The following is a 17,196-nucleotide window of genomic DNA, read 5'->3' on the forward strand; positions in this document are numbered from 1 at the left end:
GGGTGACGTCTCTTGGTCCGGCATCTTTCGGCCTCCTCTCAAGGGGTGGGGGTTGGCTGGGGATTGGCGGGGGGTTGGCTGGGGGGTACGGGCCGGTTCCGGGTCACGGCTTCCAGGGGGAGTTCCACCAGGACCTCCGTGCCCCTCACATGGGCGCCCCGGCCGATGTCGATTCGGGCGCCCACCGACGCCGCGCGTTCAACCATGCCGACCAGGCCGAAGTGGCCGGATCTGCGGAGGTGTTCGAGGGTGGTGTCCGGGGGGAGGCCGCGTCCGTCGTCGTACACGCCGATGCGGAGCAGGTCGCCGTGGACGCCGGCGTGCACCTCCACGCCTGTCGCACAGGCGTGGCGGTGGGCGTTCTCCATGGCCTCCGTGGCGATGGTGAGGAGTTGCCGGGCCACGGCGGGTGGGACGAGGAGCGGCTCTGTGCCCCCCTCGCCCGTGGGGTGGTAGGTGGCCGGGAGGCCCGTACGGGTGCCGAAGTCCTCGGTGCGGGCGGCCAGTTCGGACAGTACGTCCGTGGAGTGGGCCGGGTCCGACTCGCGGCGCAGGTCGGTGAGGAGTTCGCGGGACTCGGCGGCGGCGCGGCGGGCGGCGCGGGCGACCAGTTCGGCCTGCTGCTTCACCCGGGCCGGGTCCATGTCCGCCGAGCCCGCCGAGTGGGCCAGGCCGTCCGCCGCGAGAGCCACGCCGTGCAGGGTCTTGGCGACGGAGTCGTGCATCTCGCGGGCCAGACGGGCCCGTTCGGCGCCGACCGCCTCGGTGACGGCGAGGCGGGCCCTGACGGTGGCCAGCGCCTGTGTCGCGGTGCCGAAGCGGAGCATGAGGTTGCGCAGGGTGGAGCCCACGGCGCCCGTGATGACGCAGAGTCCGGGCAGGAGCAGCCGCTCCGCCGGGCCCAGGTGAGGACCGTCCTGGAGAGTCGCGTAGACCAGCAGGAGGAGCAGCGACTGGACCGACGCGAAGACGGCTGCGCCTCGCCAGCCGTAGAGGAGGCCGGCGAGGAGGGGAGTGCAGACGCTGACGTAGGCGAGGGTGGTGTCCGGGCCCGCGGAGATCAGGAGCAGGGAGCCGAGGAGCGTGTCGGCCGCGAGGAGGGTGGGGTGGCGCAGGAGGAGGGGCCCGAAGCGTTCCCAGTCTCTGAACAGGGCGTAGGAGGTCATGAAGGTGACCACCACGGCCGCGCCGACCAGGCGGACGCCCAGACCGGGGTTGGCGTTGAGGAGGGCGGCCGGGGCGGCGAGGGCGATCATGGCGAGGCGGAAGCCGAAGACCTGGCGGCACAGGGCCTGGAGGGCGTTCACCTGGACGGAGAGTGCGGGTGCGTCGAGGTGGGCCCCCGGTGGGGCCTGGTCTCCGTCGGCGCTCGCGCGTCCGATCGCCGCCGCGGAGGGATTCGTCTCCCGCCCCGGCCTCCTCAGCGTCAACATGCCCCCCTACTCCCCCGTAATGGACCCGAAGTCCGTGCCCGACCCGAGCAGCAGGCCCGCCCCCAGCAGGATCATCGTGGCCGGGACCATGAACGTCGTGATCATCATCGTGGCCTTGGGGACCGCGCGGGCGGCCTTGCGGCGGGCGTTCTGGGCGTCCGTGCGGCGCATGTCCTTGGCCAGGGAGACGAGGGTGTCGACGATCGGCGCGCCCAGCTCCTCCCCCTGCTGCAGGGCCGTGACGAACATCGCCACCTGCTCGGAGTCGTTGCGCCGGCGCAGTTCCGCGAAGGCCTGGCGGCGGCTCATGCCGAGGTCCATCTGACGGAGGGTGATGCGCAGTTCGTCGGCCCAGGGTCCCTCGTACTTCGACGCCACCCGGTCGAGTGCCTGCCGGAAGCCCAGTCCCGCGCTCACCACCACCGCGAGCACGTCCAGGAAGTCCGGCAGGGTCCGCTCGATGACGTCCTTGCGGATCCGGATGGCCGACCAGATGCCGACCTCCGTCCAGAACGCGCCGAAGGCCAGCAGCAACAGGGCCACCAGGAGGTCACCCCGGAGCAGGAAGACCAGGAAGCCGACGCCGCCCAGGAAGCCGTAGACCGCCCGGCGGGCCGCGTAGCGGTCGATCGTCAGGCCGCCGGGGTTGCCCGCGAGGTCTATCTTGCGGCGGTACTTCGCGACCTGCTTGGGGCCCATCAGCCGTAGGACCGCGGGGGCGTAGCGCATGCCCATGCGGTCGATCAGTGAGTCGACCGCGCCGGTGCGGGTGGCGCCGACCTCCAGGGCCAGCGCGAGGTCGCTGGGCAGTTTGGCGTCGGCCCGGTACATGCGGATGCCGGCGAAGACGCCCCAGACGCTGAGGCCCATCAGCAGGGCGAGCAGGAGTGCCATGGGTGATCCTCCGCCGCTCAGACGTCGATGCGGGACAGGCGGCGGATGAGGATGAAGCCCACCGCGTACAGGGCGAACGCGACGATGACCGCCCCCTGGCCGACCGGCGAGCCCGTCATGCGGTCCAGTGCGCCGTCCTTCACGCCGTTCATGAGGAAGAGCGAGCCCACGCCGAGGACGGGGACGGCGTACGAGGTCATGTTCACCTGGGACAGCTGGGTGCGGACCTCGCGCCTGGTCTCCTTGCGCTCCTCCAGCGTCTCCGTGAGGTTGCGCAGCGCGCTCACCACCTGGCCGCCCGCCCGGTTGGACAGGACCAGGGTCGTGACCAGGACGACCAGTTCGCGGGACGGCAGTCGTTCGGCCATCTCGCCCAGCGCGTCGTCCAGCGTGGCGCCCACCGCCAGCTGGTTGGCCACCTTGGCGAGTTCCTCGCCGGCCGGGGCCTCCAGCTCGTCCGCGGCCATCCCGATCGCCGTACGCAGGGCCAGTCCGGCCTGGGTCGCGTTGGCCAGGATGCGGGCCATTTCGGGGAGTTGGTTGATGAACTTCTCGATGCGTTGCTGCCGCTGCCAGTTGAGGAACTGGACCGCCGCCCAGATCCCCAGCAGTCCGGCGATCGGCCCGAAGAAGGGGGCCAGCGTGGCCTGGCCGATCAGCCAGAGGCCGACGACCGCGGCGAGCATCGCGGCGAAGAACTCGCCGGGTGTGATGTCCAGGCCGGTCGCGGCAAGGCGGAGTTCCAGCTTCCGGCCGAGTTTCATCCGGCGCAGCCGGCGGTCCAGGTTGCGGAAGTGGCGCCGACGGCCGGTGAGCGGTATCTGGCCGGCCGCCGCGAGGCGTTCCACGAGTGCGGCCCGCTGTGCCCTGCCCTTGGCGTAGGTGTGGACGCCGAAGACGGCGAGTACGCAGGTCAGCAGCGCGATGCCGGTGGTGAGGGTGACGAGACTCTGGAGATCCATGGGGGTCGTTCCTACCTGGCTACTCGGGTGGCTAGCTGGTCTGCGGACTGGGCCACGCCGAAGGCCTGGGGCGTGGGCTGGCTCGCCATGTAGAGGCGGTCGGCGGTGCGGCGCGGGATCGGGAAGTACTCGAACCGGCCGTAGATCCGGCCGTCGGCCGCCATCGGCTGGGCGGTGAAGCGGGCGACGGTGGCGATGCGGTACGGCTCGCTGCCGTGGCTGTCGAGCAGGGCGATCTCCGTGATGCGGCGGACGCCGTCGGCGAACCGGGTCAGCTGGATGATCACGTCGATGGCGCTGTTGATCTGGTCGTGCAGCGCCTCGAAGGGGATCTCGACCTCGGACATCGACGCCAGGGTCTTGAGCCGCATCAGCGCGTCCTCGGCACTGTTGGCGTGCACGGTGGCCAGCGAGCCGTCGTGGCCCGTCGACATCGCCTGGAGCATGTCCAGGGACTCGCCGCCGCGGACCTCACCGACGACGATCCGGTCGGGTCGCATCCGCAGCGAGTTGCGGACCAGGTCACGGATGGTGACCCGGCCCTGGCCCTCCACGTTCGGCGGGCGCGACTCCAGCCGGACCACGTGGCGCTGCTGGAGCTGGAGTTCGGCCGAGTCCTCGATGGTGATGATGCGGTCGGTGTCGGGGATGAGCCCGGACAGGGCGTTCAGGAGCGTGGTCTTCCCGGTGCCGGTCGCGCCCGAGACGATGATGTTGAACCTCGCCTGCACCAGGCCCGCCAGCAGGTACAGCATGTGGTCGTCGAGCGAGCCGAAGCCCGCCAGTTCCTGGAGCGTGAAGGAGCGGGGGAAGCGGCGGATGGTGAGGATGGCGCCGGTGAGGGACAGCGGCGGAATGATCACGTTCACGCGCTCGCCGGAGGGCAGGCGGGCGTCGACCATCGGGTTGGACTCGTCGACCCGCCGGTTGACCGTGGAGACGATCCGCTCGATCGTCTGCATCAACTGGTCGTGGGAGGGGAAGCGCAGCGGCAACTGCTCGACCCGGCCGCCGCGTTCGACGAAGATCGAGTCCGGGCCGTTCACCATGATCTCGGTGATCGACGCGTCTTCCAGGAGCGGTTCCAGGATGCCGAGGCCCAGCGCCTCGTCGACCACCCTGCGGATCAGCTGGGAGCGCTCCACCGTCGACAGGACCGGGCCCTCACGGCTGATGATGTGCCCGAGCACCCGCTCGAGACGGGCCCGGCGCTCGGCCGCCGCCAGCGAGCTCATCTCCGCGAGGTCGATCTCCTCCAGCAGTTTGGCCCGGTAGGAGGCGACCAGGTGGCCGTCCTCGCCCCGGCTGCCGTTCTCCTCGGGGGTGTTGATGCGTGACCGCAGGCTCATGGGTGTTTCCTCAGTGGTCGACCGGCATGGTGGCGGTCTTCTGGGCGGGGTCGAAGTCCCAGCCGGGGACGATGGACGGGATCTGGACGGTGGCGGTGACCGTGACCTCGTCGGCGCCGAGCGCGGCGGAGCAGTCGGTCTGGTCCGCCAGCCAGCCGCTGACCGCGTTCTGGCAGCCCTCCTGGGCGCCCAGGTCGAGCGAGGCGGCGCGCGCTCCGGCCCGGGCCGCCGTGCCGGCCTGCTGGGCGGTGTAGGCGATGAGCCCGATCTGGACACCGGCCATCGCCACGAGGATCAGGATCGGGATGAACCCGAGGTATTCGAGGGCGACCTGGCCACGGTCGCGGGCTCTGCGGGGGCGGCCGTTGCGGACCCGTCCGTCGCGGAGGCGACTTTCCAGAGCCTGTCCGTCGCGGAGGTGACCTTCGCGGACCCGTCCGTCACGTAGGCGACCGTCGCGGACCCGTCCGTCACGGAGGCGACCGTCGCGGACCCGTCCGTCACGGAGGTCGCCATCGCGGACCCGTCCGTCACGCAGGGGATCCTCGCCGATCCGTCCGTCACGGAGGCGATCTTCCCGGACCTGCCCGTCATGCAGACGACCGTCGCGGACCCGTCCGTCACGGAGGTCGCCATCCCGGACCCGTCCGTCACGGTGGCGACCGTCGCCGACCTGCTCTGTCCCGTCGTACGACATCTCAGTCCTTCACCTCCTCCACGGCCCCCGCGTGGCCCTTGACCTCGAACGGGAAGCCGATCGAGCCCGGGAAGAGGACGGGGACCTGGAGCGTGACGTCGGCCGTGACATAGCCGCCGGCCGTTCCGCACTCCACCGTGCCGCTCCACGCGTCCGGGAGCTTGTCCATGCCCGCCTGCACGCACGCGCCCTGCCGCTCCCCCTCCGGCACCGCCGTCGCCGCCCGCACCGCCTCGTCCGCAGCATTCCCCGCGAGCGTGTACGTGTATCCCAGCAGCACGAACTGCCACATCAGCACCAGTGTGACGATGATCAGCGGGGTCATGCCGAGGAATTCGACGGTGACCTGGCCGTCGTCGTTCCGCCAGGCGGGACGTCTCCGTCCGGGAGGGCGCATGCCGTGGCGCATCGCTACCTCCCCAGTTCTCTGCGCCGCCGGAAGCCGATCGCCGTCCGGTCGCCGCCGCGGAGCCGGCCCGCGCGGTGGCCGGGCGCCTCGGACCCCTTGACCAGCCCCAGTTCGCCCGCGAGGCCCCAGAGGGCCTGCTTCACCGTGCTTCTGTTGTCCAGTTCGTGGAGGCGGCCGGCGTCCACCGCGCCCTGCAGTTCCTTGAAGTTGGCCGGGATCGCGGTGCCGGCGACGGGGGTACCGGTGATCTTCTGGATCAGCGGGGGCTGGATCTCCGTACCGCGGGTGTGGCGGTTGACGACGACGGTCGTCTCCTCGGCCTTGCGGATCTGCAGCCGGTCCCACATGCGTACCGTGCGCTTGGCGCCCCGGACCGCCACCACGTCCGGCGTGGTGACCAGCAACGCCGTGTCGGCCATCTCCACGGCGGCCGCGCCCGCGCCGCCGAGCTGGGAGCCGCAGTCGACGATGACGACGTCGTAGCGGGAGCGCAGGGCGCTGACGATCTGACGGGCGGCGCGGTCGGTGACCTCCTCGCCGCGTTCGCCCTCGCCGGGGGCGAGCAGCAGCGCGAGGCCGGTGTCGTGGCGGAAGACGGCGTCGGCGAGGACGCGCGGGGAGATGTCGGTGATGGCGGCCAGGTCGACGACCGAGCGGCGGAACTGGACGTCCAGGAACGAGGCGATGTCGCCGGCCTGGAGGTCCATGTCGACCAGGGCCGTACTGCGGCCGGACGCCTGTGCGGCGAGGGCGAGTTGGATGGCGGTGAGGGTCGCGCCCACGCCTCCCTTGGCGCCGCTGACCGTGACGACGGTCCCGCCGACGCCGGTGAACACGTCACCGCCGGCGCCCAGGTGACGCCGTACTCCCACCGACCACTGGGCGACCGCCTGCACCCGGATGGCCAGCTCCTCGTACCCCAGGGGCAGGGCGATCAGGCCGCGGGCGCCGTAGTCCATCGCCGCCTGGAACAGGCCGGGGCTGGCGTCGGAGGTGACGAGGATGACGCCGACGGCCGGGAAGCGGAGGGCGACTTCACGGATGAGCTCCAGGGCGGGCACCGGCCCGATGCGCTCGTGGACGACGACCACCTCGGGCAGTTCGTCGATCGACTCGGCGGCGAGGCGGGCCAGGGTGTCGATGAGCTGCGTGGAGTCGACCACCGGGGACACCGGCTCGGCGTCGGGGAGCTGGCTGAGGAGGGTCGTGATGGACCGGGCCGCGTCCGCGTCGCCGACAGCCGGGAGGATCCTCGTGGGCATGGCGGCCTCTCACTTGTCCTTGGCGAGTTCGTAGGTGCGGTCCTTCTCCGGGACGGTGGTGTCGGTGCCGGGTGCGACGAGCGCGAGCCGGACCTCCTCGGCGAACGACTCGGCGTACGTGATGCGCTGGGCGTCGACGGTGGTCAGCGCGAAGGTGATCGGGACGGCATCGGTCTCCTGCCGCGTGCGGTCGCTCTCGTCGGGCTTGAGGGCCGTCAGCCTGCCGACGTCGAGGACCTTGGCGTTGGTCACGATGATCTTGGACTGGGCGGGGTCACCCTCCCGCTGTCCCTCGAACGTGGCGTACACGTTGACCGTCGCACCCGGCGTGATCTTGCCCGCGACCCCGGTCGCCGCGTCGATCATGATGGCGACCTCCTGCTGCCCGGGCTGCAGAGCGGGCTGGTCGACGATCATGTCGCTCTGCAGCAGGGACCCGGCCTTCAACGTGGTGACGGCGATCTTGCCGCGGATCTGGGCGAGGTCGGTGACCGCGGTGGACGGCAGCCAGCGCTCGGGCATCTCGGTCTTCTCGAACTGGCCCGTGGAGAGGCTGGTGTAGGGCTTGACCTCGGACTTCAGCCGGTACGCCGTGACCTCGGGCCCGACCTTGGACTTCACGTCGTTGATGACGGACAGCACGCCGGCGAAGGCGCCGAGGGCGCACAGGACCGACAGGAGCAGGAGTATCACGCCGCGGCGCTGACGGGAGTTCATGAACCGTGCAACCTCATTGGGGGTTCGGTCGAGCGGAGTCGGGGGTGCGGGGTCGGCCTCCGAGGCGTTACCCGGCGGGCAGTTGGTTCTCGCGAACAGGTGACACGGGCGCGGTGGCGGAGCAGAAGACGCAGCGGTCGCCGATGACGTCGATGCCGCACCAGTGACAGGTGTTCTGCCGTACCGAGGTGACCAGTTGGTAAAGCACCGACAGATCGGGAAGGAAGGTGCAGAACTCGATCAGCCTGCCGGTCCCCCACCACTGCGCGGACTCGGCCGGCAGCGGACTCTCGCGCAGCCCCTGTACGTTCCACGCCTTGGCCAGCGAGTCGTTGACCCAGTCGGACTGGAGCTGCCCCCTGGCCACCAGCATCGAGGTGGCGAACTCCGGGCCCGCGAGGGTGGCCCCGGGCCCCATCCGCTCGAGCTGAGGCTGCGGATGGGCGAGCACGGCGAACTGGCTGCCCGGCACCCAGGACTTGGCGTGCGACTTCAGCCCCACCGGGACCCGGTCGAGTTTGGCCACGGAGCCGAGGAGCGCCCCGGCGTGGATGTAGTGGGTGAGCAGCCGGCCCGCCGAGGCGAGCACGCCCGGGCTCAGGTCGCAGGAGGCGAGCTGTCGCAACTGGCGTGCCAGGACGGCGAGTCCGAGTGGCGGCAGTTCGGGACGGAACAGGGCGATGCGGTCGCTCTCCAGCAGCGACCGTACGGTGTGCAGCCGCCGTTGCGTCTGCTGCGGCACCGCGTGCGAGCACACGACGATCACATGCCCGTGCTGGTCGATCAGCGACTGCAGGACCTCGAGCGACCGGTCGAGCGGCTCGGTGTCCAGGCCCGACAGGACCGCGGCGGGCATGGTCCGATCGTCCTGCGGCGGCAGCGCCATGTCGGCACTGGTCACGGCGATGGCAGTTGGCACGCGCAGCTCCCCGAATCCCCATGCCTGTCGGCCCGCCCGGCCCTACCCCGGCGCACCCAGTCGACTTCACTGCGTGACTACCTGAGCACTGTATCCACGCCCCTGTGACCGGAGAACAGCGTTTCTGTGACTTCCTGGTCCTGTCGGGAGTGCAAAAGGGGGCTATTTCAGTCCAGATGGGGTGCATGTGCCACGAGATCATCTACTACGAGGGCGAGTTGACCCGGCGACAACACCCTCCCGCCCCCTCTCTCGACCCCTCTCGACCTCTCGCGACCTCTCGCGACCCCTTGACAGGCGAATTGGTCTGGACCAACTTGTACGCCAACGGTGGCCACCGTCGTCCTCTCCGTCCCTCTCCCCCACCGGAGGCCCCAGTGGACCCCGTACCAGGCATACCCAGACGCATCCGCCTGCTCCTTTCCGGAGCCGTCGCCGCAGCCCTCGCCCTCGCGGTGGCCGGCGCAGGCCCGGCGTCCGCCGCGGACGTCAACAACGCGAGGAACGCCGGCTTCGAGTCGGGACTGACCGGCTGGACCTGTTCCGCGGGCAGCGGTACGACGGTCTCCGCACCGGCACACGGCGGCTCGGCCGCGCTGAAGGCGACGCCGGCCGGGCAGGACAACGCCCGGTGCACCCAGACCGTGGCGGTGAAGCCGAACTCGACGTACACGCTGAGGGCGTGGGTGCAGGGCGGGTACGCGTACCTGGGCGCGACGGGCACGGGCACGACGGACGTGTCGACATGGACGCCGGACTCCTCGTCGTGGAAGCAGCTGTCGACGTCGTTCACGACGGGCGCGTCGACGACCGCGGTGACGGTGTACACCCACGGCTGGTACGGGCAGGCGGCGTACTTCGCGGACGACGTGTCGGTGTTCGGGCCGGACGGGGGCGGCGGCGGGGATCCGGCGCCCACGATCCCGGCGGCGCCGAGCGGTCTGTCGGTGTCGGGGACCTCGTCCTCGTCGGTCTCCCTGTCGTGGAGCACCGTCTCGGGCGCCACCGGTTACCACGTCTACCGGAACGGCACGAAGGTGACGGCGGTGACGGGAACGTCCGCGACCGTGACAGGACTCGCCGCCTCGACGTCGTACTCCTTCCAGGTCACGGCGACCAACGCGGCGGGAGAGTCCGGGAAGTCGGCGACGGTGACGGGCACGACCACGGCGTCTCCGGGCGGCGGTGACGTCTCGCTGCCGAAGCACGCGGTGACCGGGTACTGGCAGAACTTCAACAACGGCGCGACGGTCCAGAAGCTCTCGGACGTCCAGTCCCACTACGACATCATCGCGGTGGCCTTCGCGGACGCCACGGCGACACCGGGCGCGGTGACCTTCACCCTCGACTCCGCCGGGCTGGGCGGCTACACGGTCGACCGGTTCAAGGCGGACGTGAAGGCGAAGCAGGCCGCCGGGAAGAAGGTCATCGTCTCGGTGGGCGGCGAACGGGGAGCGGTGTCGGTGAACGACTCGGCCTCCGCGACCAACTTCGCGAACTCGGTGTACGCGCTCATGCAGACGTACGGCTTCGACGGCGTCGACATCGATCTGGAGAACGGCCTCAACGCGACGTACATGACGCAGGCGCTGCGGGCGCTGTCCGCGAAGGCGGGGCCGTCGATGATCCTGACGATGGCACCGCAGACCATCGACATGCAGTCCACGTCCAACGCGTACTTCCAGACCGCCCTGAACGTGAAGGACATCCTCACGGTCGTCAACATGCAGTACTACAACAGCGGTTCCATGCTGGGCTGCGACGGCAGGGTGTACGGCCAGGGCTCGGTGGACTTCCTGACGGCCCTGGCCTGCATCCAGCTGGAGGGCGGACTGGCTCCGTCACAGGTGGGCCTGGGAGTGCCGGCCTCACCGAGCGGCGCGGGGAGTGGATACGTGGCGCCCTCCGTGGTGAACAGCGCGCTGGACTGCCTGACGAAGGGGACGGGCTGCGGTTCCTTCAAGCCGGCTCGGACCTACCCGGAGCTTCGGGGCGCGATGACCTGGTCGACCAACTGGGACGCGGCCGCTGGGAACGCGTGGTCCAACGCGGTGGGGCCACACGTGCACGCGCTGCCGTGACCGACCGCTTCCGAGCGGGAGCCCTGGGGCCGGGCGGTGCTGCGTGCTACCGGCCGGCCCTGGGGCGGGTCGGTCGGGTCGACGTCTACTCGGCCTCAGCCTCGGACGCAGACTGTTCGGGATTCAGGCCGTGCGTCGATCCCTGGAGACCAGCCACTGCCAACGCCGGCGCTCCGTGACGAGGCTCGCGGCGACGAGGAGGGACACGAGGACCGCTGCGACGACCGGCCACACCACCCACGCGGAGATCACGGCCGCGGCGAACTGAAGCACCACGAACAGGATCGTGACCGGACCCGGGACCGGGACGATCACCTGCGCCTTGTCCCCCGGCGTGGAAAAGACGGTCGGAAGCCCGATCAGCACCACCACCGCCAACACGGCAAGCACCGACGAGTACGCGGCCAAGGCCCACGGTGTGGCCACCCAGGCAACAAGCTCCGAGACGAAGCGCAGGGCGGACGCGGCGCGGTCGTCCGGTCGTTCCACGTTCGCCCCCTCAAGGCTGCGTCGGCCATCAACGGGGGAGCTTACGACGCACAACAGCCGTTGCACTGCTGGACGGCTCCTCAACTACCTCGTCCAGCAGCCAAGTTAAGCGTCTCCGCCACACCCGTGGCCGACAACCGGCCATCCTGATCACTCGTCCGTGTGTCCGCGTTGCGACGCGCAAGATACGGGTGTGATGATCCCGGCGTGGCGGATCCAGGGGGAAGCGACGCGGCAGCCAGGCAGGTACCCAGATCCCGCCTGTCCGACTACGTCGAGATGACACCGCCGGATGCAAGATGCGCGGGTCGCACGGAAGCAGATCCCCCGCAGGCGGACCGATCGAGGCTGTTACCAACCCCCGACAAGCCCTTGGGTCAGCCCATTGGCGATGCCGCCACCCCGGTATCCGAGGGCGAAGCAGCCCGCGGGCGCCGCCGGTTCGCCGCACTGCTCGGCGAGTTTCGCCGTACCCCTGTGCTCCTCCCGGTCGCCGAAGACGAGTCTCCGCTGACCGGGGACTACGCCGGAATTCGTTGGATCTACGCCTTCTCCGATGAATCGGCGCTGGCTCGGTTCGCCATTGCGAGAGGTGACGGTTCCCAGGAGTGGGCGTACCGCCGGGTTCTGGGCGCGCGGTTGCTTGATGTGGCTGTCCCGGCGGTGGGTGTCCCGTGCGGGGTGGCGCTGGATGTGGGGAGTGAGGACGAGGGCGTGCTGTTCCCGCCCGTTGTGGGGGTCGTGCCGGACGCGGTGGCTGTGGATGCGGGGCCGTCGGAGATGGACGAGAGGGGTTCGCGGTGAGCGGGGGCGCAGGTGGGACGGGGGGCGGCGGCAAGGATCTGCAGGCCGTCGGGCTCGGTGAGATCGCCAAAGGCATCACGCTGACGTTGGAGGAGCTGAGGGAACTCGGTATCGACAGTCTTGCCGGTGTGGGCCGGGGTTTTTCCGAACTGCGCTTGTCTGGAGTGAAGTTGGGGCATGGCGAGGTGGCGTCGGCTTTCGAGTCGTTCTGCGAGCGCTGGGAGTGGGGTGTGCGGGCGCTGGTCGCGGAGGGGAACGACTTCGCGGAGGGGGTGGGTCTTTCGGCGGGGACGTACTACGAGACGGATCAGTACGTCGAGGGTGCGATGAAGATCGTCGCCAACTCGGCGACGGGCAATCCGTACGCCTCCGAGGACGACGTCACGCGGATGAGCTGGCAGGAGCTGAACGAGAACACCGCGCTCGCGAATCCCGACTACAGCGCGGAGTCCTTCGGCCAGGCGTGGGAGAACAGTGAGCAGGGCTGGAAGGACGCCGGTCGGGACGTGATGACCTCGTCCCCGGTCGCCCCGCTGGGGCTGGGCCCGGAGAACCCCGAGGGTCAGGCCGGCGCAGGGGAGCAGAACCGGCAGGGCGGAAACGTCGGCTGATGGGGATCGGGGACCTCGCCAACTCCGCTGTGGGCAAGCTGGAGGACGGCCTCGACGCGGGCAAGAAGCTTGTCGGCGAGGGCGTCGACAAGGGTGCGAACGCTGTCAGTGACCGTCTGGACGACATGGGCGTCCACGGTTGGGCCGACACGGTCGATGCGGCCGGTGACAGCATCGCTTCCGACTTGGGGGCCACCCCGGACGAGGCGCAGCTCGGCCGGACGGATCAGCCCACGCAGCTGATCCATGGTGATCCGGCCGACATCAGGAAGACGGCCGGCCATCTGAAGGACTTCCGTACCGCCTTCGACGCCGTGGGCCAGGGCATGCGCAAGCTGGACTCCTCGACGTGGAGGGGCGAGGCCGCCGAGGCCTTCCGTGAGAAGTTCGCCATGCATCCGGTCAAGTGGCTGCACGCGGCGGACGCCTGCGACAAGGCGGCCAGGGCCCTGACGGCGTATGCGGACACCGTCGAGTGGGCGCAGGGCCAAGCCCGGGACGCCATCAACCTCTACAACGCGGGCAAGGACGCCGATGACAAGGCCGCCGTCGCACGCGCCAAGGAGATCCTCGGCGAGGCCCGCCGCCAGCGCAACGACGCCGCCGTCACTGCCGGGTCATCCGTCCGCGCCGCCCTGGCTCACGCGCCCGCCGAGCCGCCGCCGCTCGACCGTCTGAAGTCCGACTGGGACGACGGGCTCGGCGCGGCCCAGACCGAGCTGACCCATTTCGTGGGTGGTGTGGCCAAGGGCACCGCGGGCCTGATCAACTTCGGCCGCGGCCTGAACCCGATAGACCCGTACAACCTCACCCACCCGGCCGCCTTCGCCCAGAACGTCAGCATGACGCTGTCGGGCCTCATCTCCACGGCCGCGCATCCGGAACGCGCGGTGAAGACGGCCTGGGAGGACTTCAAGAAGGACCCACTGGAGTTCGGCGGCCGACTGCTGCCCGAAGCGATCGGCACCAAGGGGACGGGGCTGGGGCGGGGCGGGCTGCGGACCACGGTCAGGGAGGGACTGGACGAGGCAGCGGAACGGGCAGCGCGCAATGACGCGAAAGGGGTCCCCGACAATTCCGCAACGGACACCGCGAGAACCCGCCCCGAAGAGCACGACACTGCCAATCCCCGCGAACAGGTCCGGAAAGACCCCACGGACCCGGTGGACCTCACCACCGGGAAGATGTACCTGCCGCAGACAGATCTGACGCTGCCGGGTGCTCTCCCCCTGGTCTTCACACGCCGCGTGGAATCGGGTTGCCACCACGGCCGCTGGTTCGGCCCGTCCTGGATCTCGACGCTCGACCAGCGCCTCGAAATCGACTCCGAGGGCGTCGTCCTCGTCACCGGGGACGGGCTGCTCCTCGCCTACCCGCACCCGGCGCCCGGCCTGCCCACGCTCCCCAGCCACGGCCCCCGCCTGCCGCTGGACCGCGAAGACGGCGGCTACACGGTCACCGACCCGCAGACGCGCCGCGTGTGGCACTTCGCCGACCGCGGTGACGACCTCGCGGTCCTGGAACAGATCGACGACCGCAACGGCAACTGGATCACCTTCGAGTACGACGCCGAGGGCACCCCACTCGGGATCGTCTCAAGCGCCGGCTACGACGTACGCGTCTCCACAGATGCGGGCAGGGTCACGGCCCTCCGCCTCTCGGGGGCCGACCAGGTACTGATGCGCTACGGCTACACCGACGGCAACCTGACCGACGTCGTCAACTCCTCGGGTCTTCCGCTGCGCTTCACGTACGACGAGTCCGGCCGCGTCACCTCCTGGACGGACACCAACAACCGCACCTACACGTACGAGTACGACGACCAGGACCGCTGCATCGCCGAGGGCGGCACACACGGGCACATGGCCCTGCGCCTCTCCTACGGCGAGAGGGACCCGGACACCGGCCTGCGCGTCACCACCGCGACCACTGGCGAAGGCCGCACTCGCCGCTACTTCGTCAACGACGCCTGCCAAGTAGTGGCAGAGACCGACCCGCTGGGCGGGGTGACCCGCTTCGAACGCGACCGCTACAACCGCCTGCTGTCCCGAACCGACCCACTTGGCCACCGGACCACGTTTCGCTACGACGAGACAGGCAACCTCCTCGCACTGACTCGCCCCGACGGACGCCAGGCGACGGCCGAGTACAACGAGCTCGGCCTGCCGGTGAAGGTGACCAGGCCGGACGGCACGATCGTCCGCCAGACGTACGACGAACGCGGCAACCGCACGTCGACAATCACCCCCTCCGGCCAGACCACCTGGTTCACCTACAACGAGGCAGGCCACCTGACCTCGGCGACCGACCCACTGGGCCACACGACAACCGTCGTATGCGACCGCGCAGGCCTCCCCCTCCAGATCACGAACCCACTCGGCGCGGTCACACGCTACGAACGCGACGCCTTCGGCCGCCCCGTCGCGATCACGGACCCGACAGGCGCGGTGACCCGCCTGGAGTGGACGACCGAAGGCCACCTGTCCCGCCGCAGCGCACCGAACGGCACGACCGAGACCTGGACGTACGACGGCGAGGGCAACTGCACCAGCCACACGGACGCGATGGGCGCAGTCTCGACCTTCGAGTACACCCACTTCGACCTCCTCACGGCCCGCACCGGCCCGGACGGCGTGCGCTACGAGTTCGACCACGACCTGGAACTGCGGCTGACGAAGGTCACCAACCCGCAGGGCCTGACCTGGACGTACGACTACGACGCGGCCGGACGCCTGGTCACGGAGACGGACTTCGACGACCGCACACTCACCTACACGTACGACGCGGCAGACCGCCTGGCCTCCCGCGCGAACGCACTCGGCGAGGTGACGGCCTTCGAGCGCGACGAGCTGAGCCGGGTAGTGCGCAAAAACGCGGCCGGCCAGGTGACGACGTACGCGTACGACATGACCGACCAACTCGCCCGGGCGACGGGCCCGGACGGCACCACGCTGACGCTACTGCGGGACCGCTACGGACGCGTACGCTCAGAGACCGTCGACGGCCGTGAGCTGACGTCCACGTACGACGAGCTGGGCCGCCGAACGGGCCGTACGACACCGACCGGCGCGACCACGACATGGTCGTACGACGCGGCGGGCCGCCGCACCGGCATGGAGGCCTCCGGCCGGGCCATCGACTTCACCTACGACGTAGCCGGCCGCGAACTGTCCCGCCACATCGGCGAGACAGTCACCCTGGAGCACGGCTTCGACGAACTCGGCCGCCTGACAACCCAGTCGGTGACCGGCGCGGTGGGTCGCACAGTCCAGTCCCGCACGTACACGTACCGCGCCGACGGCAACCTGATCGGCATCGACGACCAGCTCTCCGGCACGCGCCGCTTCGACCTGGACTCGGCAGGCCGGGTGACGGCGGTGCACGCGGCGAACTGGACGGAGACGTACGCCTACGACGCGGCGGGCAACCAGACCTCAGGCTCCTGGCCTGCGACCCATCCCGGCGGGGAGGCGACAGGCGCACGCGAATACGAGGGCACCCGCATCACCCGCGCGGGCAACGTCCGCTACGAACACGACGCCCTCGGCCGCATCACCCTGCGCCAGAAGACCCGCCTGTCCCGCAAACCGGACACCTGGCGCTACGAGTGGGACGCCGAGGACCGCCTCGCCTCGGTGACGACCCCGGACGGCACCCGCTGGCGCTACACCTACGACCCCCTCAGCCGCCGCACGGCAAAACTCCGCCTGGCCACAGACGGCGAAACCGTCGCCGAACGCGTGGACTTCACCTGGGACGGCACAACCCTGTGCGAACAGACCACGACATCCCCAGACCTACCGAACCCGGTCACCCTCACCTGGGACCACCAAGGCCTGCGCCCCATCGCCCAGACCGAACGCATCACCGCCGCCGACGCCCCACAGACGGAAATCGACACCCGCTTCTTCGCCATCGTCACCGACCTGGTCGGCACGCCGAGCGAACTCATCGATGAGCAGGGTGAGATCGCATGGCGGACACGGAGCACCCTGTGGGGCACAACCGCCTGGGCCGCCAACAGTTCCACCTACACGCCGCTCCGCTTCCCGGGCCAGTACTACGATCCAGAAACAGGCCTGCACTACAACTACTTCCGCTACTACGAGCCAGAAGCTGCGCGGTACCTGACGCCAGACCTCCTCGGACTCGCACCTAGCCCCAACACCTCGACATATGTTCGAAACCCTCAGATTTCATCTGATCATCTAGGGCTCGCACCGGATGAATGTCCGCCCGAGATTTCACGGACGGAACCGTCAGACAAAAACGGACCAATTGCCGTAATTGGACGCAGGTGGGATACCAAGATTGCTCGCGATTGGGAAGGGCACGATGTCCTCTATATGCCCAAGGGATGGTCTCAAGAAGTAAATGACTCCTGGGTTCAGGAGATCATCACTGAAAAAAGGGACGTATATTTGGCATCACCACAGGATCCCGATTATCTCAAAGGACCCGATGGCGGCCCAGCGGTATTCGTTCGAGAACTCGAACAGCTTCGCAATGCTGGATATATCGAAGTAGGCGACTATTTACTTGCCCCTGAACCCTAAATATGACAACCAA

General features: G+C 69.6%; 15 protein-coding genes. 4 read left to right on the plus strand and 11 right to left on the minus strand.

The window, feature by feature from the left end:
• Positions 1-38 precede the first annotated feature (38 nt).
• The 10 genes from KUM49_RS05640 to KUM49_RS05685 all read right to left on the minus strand — a co-directional run bounded on the left by KUM49_RS05640 (position 39) and on the right by KUM49_RS05685 (position 8,609).
• Entirely contained in the window at positions 39-1,433 is a 1,395-nt protein-coding gene (locus KUM49_RS05640; RefSeq protein ID WP_217235577.1) for a sensor histidine kinase, read from the minus strand.
• A 6-nt stretch (positions 1,434-1,439) separates the two neighbouring features.
• Positions 1,440-2,327 carry a DUF5936 domain-containing protein gene (locus tag KUM49_RS05645; protein WP_217235578.1) on the minus strand — a complete coding sequence of 296 codons (888 nt, stop codon included), beginning with the start codon at positions 2,325-2,327 and terminating at the stop codon, positions 1,440-1,442.
• Positions 2,328-2,344: 17 nt separating this feature from the next.
• Positions 2,345-3,289 carry a type II secretion system F family protein gene (locus KUM49_RS05650; RefSeq protein WP_217235579.1) on the minus strand — a complete coding sequence of 315 codons (945 nt, stop codon included), beginning with the start codon at positions 3,287-3,289 and terminating at the stop codon, positions 2,345-2,347.
• Between the two features lie 11 nt (positions 3,290-3,300).
• Positions 3,301-4,638, minus strand: a complete 1,338-nt coding sequence (locus KUM49_RS05655; RefSeq protein ID WP_217235580.1) for a CpaF family protein — start codon at positions 4,636-4,638, stop codon at positions 3,301-3,303.
• Between the two features lie 10 nt (positions 4,639-4,648).
• Positions 4,649-5,038 (minus strand): TadE/TadG family type IV pilus assembly protein, encoded by a 390-nt coding sequence (locus tag KUM49_RS05660; RefSeq protein ID WP_217235597.1) that lies wholly within the window; start codon positions 5,036-5,038, stop codon positions 4,649-4,651.
• Entirely contained in the window at positions 4,933-5,292 is a 360-nt protein-coding gene (locus KUM49_RS05665; RefSeq protein WP_217235603.1) for a hypothetical protein, read from the minus strand. Before KUM49_RS05665 ends, KUM49_RS05660 begins: the two co-directional genes overlap by 106 nt.
• 44 nt (positions 5,293-5,336) lie before the next feature.
• Complete coding sequence (locus KUM49_RS05670) at positions 5,337-5,744, minus strand: TadE/TadG family type IV pilus assembly protein (protein WP_254400789.1); 408 nt, start codon at positions 5,742-5,744, stop codon at positions 5,337-5,339.
• A gap of 2 nt (positions 5,745-5,746) precedes the next feature.
• On the minus strand, positions 5,747-7,006 hold the full coding sequence (locus KUM49_RS05675; protein ID WP_217235581.1) for an AAA family ATPase: 1,260 nt from the start codon (positions 7,004-7,006) through the stop codon (positions 5,747-5,749).
• A gap of 9 nt (positions 7,007-7,015) precedes the next feature.
• Complete coding sequence (cpaB, locus tag KUM49_RS05680) at positions 7,016-7,723, minus strand: Flp pilus assembly protein CpaB (protein WP_217235582.1); 708 nt, start codon at positions 7,721-7,723, stop codon at positions 7,016-7,018.
• A gap of 67 nt (positions 7,724-7,790) precedes the next feature.
• A complete protein-coding gene (locus KUM49_RS05685) occupies positions 7,791-8,609 on the minus strand; it encodes a hypothetical protein (RefSeq protein WP_217235599.1) in 819 nt (272 codons plus the stop codon).
• A 410-nt stretch (positions 8,610-9,019) separates the two neighbouring features.
• Between KUM49_RS05685 and KUM49_RS05690 the strand changes: the two genes are divergently transcribed.
• Positions 9,020-10,723: a chitinase gene (locus KUM49_RS05690; RefSeq protein ID WP_217235583.1), complete on the plus strand. Its 1,704-nt coding sequence runs from the start codon at positions 9,020-9,022 to the stop codon at positions 10,721-10,723.
• Between the two features lie 123 nt (positions 10,724-10,846).
• Here the strand turns inward: KUM49_RS05690 and KUM49_RS05695 are convergent, their stop codons facing one another.
• The gene (locus KUM49_RS05695) at positions 10,847-11,212 is read right to left on the minus strand and encodes a hypothetical protein (RefSeq protein ID WP_217235584.1); all 366 of its coding nucleotides are present in this window, start codon (positions 11,210-11,212) and stop codon (positions 10,847-10,849) included.
• Positions 11,213-11,689: 477 nt separating this feature from the next.
• Between KUM49_RS05695 and KUM49_RS50625 the strand changes: the two genes are divergently transcribed.
• From KUM49_RS50625 to KUM49_RS05710, 3 genes are read left to right on the plus strand one after another with little or no spacing between them, the layout of a single operon-like run.
• Positions 11,690-12,016, plus strand: a complete 327-nt coding sequence (locus KUM49_RS50625) for an SseB family protein (RefSeq protein WP_374200132.1) — start codon at positions 11,690-11,692, stop codon at positions 12,014-12,016.
• The gene (locus KUM49_RS05705; protein ID WP_217235585.1) at positions 12,013-12,627 is read left to right on the plus strand and encodes a hypothetical protein; all 615 of its coding nucleotides are present in this window, start codon (positions 12,013-12,015) and stop codon (positions 12,625-12,627) included. Before KUM49_RS50625 ends, KUM49_RS05705 begins: the two co-directional genes overlap by 4 nt.
• The gene (locus KUM49_RS05710) at positions 12,627-17,183 is read left to right on the plus strand and encodes a putative T7SS-secreted protein (RefSeq protein ID WP_217235586.1); all 4,557 of its coding nucleotides are present in this window, start codon (positions 12,627-12,629) and stop codon (positions 17,181-17,183) included. Before KUM49_RS05705 ends, KUM49_RS05710 begins: the two co-directional genes overlap by 1 nt.
• Positions 17,184-17,196: the final 13 nt, after the last annotated feature.

The organism is Streptomyces sp. AC555_RSS877 (assembly GCF_019049245.1).
In the GTDB taxonomy this organism is placed as follows: domain Bacteria; phylum Actinomycetota; class Actinomycetes; order Streptomycetales; family Streptomycetaceae; genus Streptomyces.

What these genes read in the sequence shown, in the direction of transcription:
- KUM49_RS05650 (WP_217235579.1), bottom strand. Translation starts at nt 3,289, where the DNA reads ATGGATCTCCAGAGTCTCGTCACCCTCACCACCGGCATCGCGCTGCTG.
- KUM49_RS05670 (WP_254400789.1), bottom strand. Translation starts at nt 5,744, where the DNA reads ATGCGCCACGGCATGCGCCCTCCCGGACGGAGACGTCCCGCCTGGCGG.
- KUM49_RS05645 (WP_217235578.1), bottom strand. Translation starts at nt 2,327, where the DNA reads ATGGCACTCCTGCTCGCCCTGCTGATGGGCCTCAGCGTCTGGGGCGTC.
- cpaB (WP_217235582.1), bottom strand. Translation starts at nt 7,723, where the DNA reads ATGAACTCCCGTCAGCGCCGCGGCGTGATACTCCTGCTCCTGTCGGTC.
- KUM49_RS05655 (WP_217235580.1), bottom strand. Translation starts at nt 4,638, where the DNA reads ATGAGCCTGCGGTCACGCATCAACACCCCCGAGGAGAACGGCAGCCGG.
- KUM49_RS05710 (WP_217235586.1), top strand. Translation starts at nt 12,627, where the DNA reads ATGGGGATCGGGGACCTCGCCAACTCCGCTGTGGGCAAGCTGGAGGAC.
- KUM49_RS05640 (WP_217235577.1), bottom strand. Translation starts at nt 1,433, where the DNA reads ATGTTGACGCTGAGGAGGCCGGGGCGGGAGACGAATCCCTCCGCGGCG.
- KUM49_RS05675 (WP_217235581.1), bottom strand. Translation starts at nt 7,006, where the DNA reads ATGCCCACGAGGATCCTCCCGGCTGTCGGCGACGCGGACGCGGCCCGG.
- KUM49_RS05685 (WP_217235599.1), bottom strand. Translation starts at nt 8,609, where the DNA reads ATGGCGCTGCCGCCGCAGGACGATCGGACCATGCCCGCCGCGGTCCTG.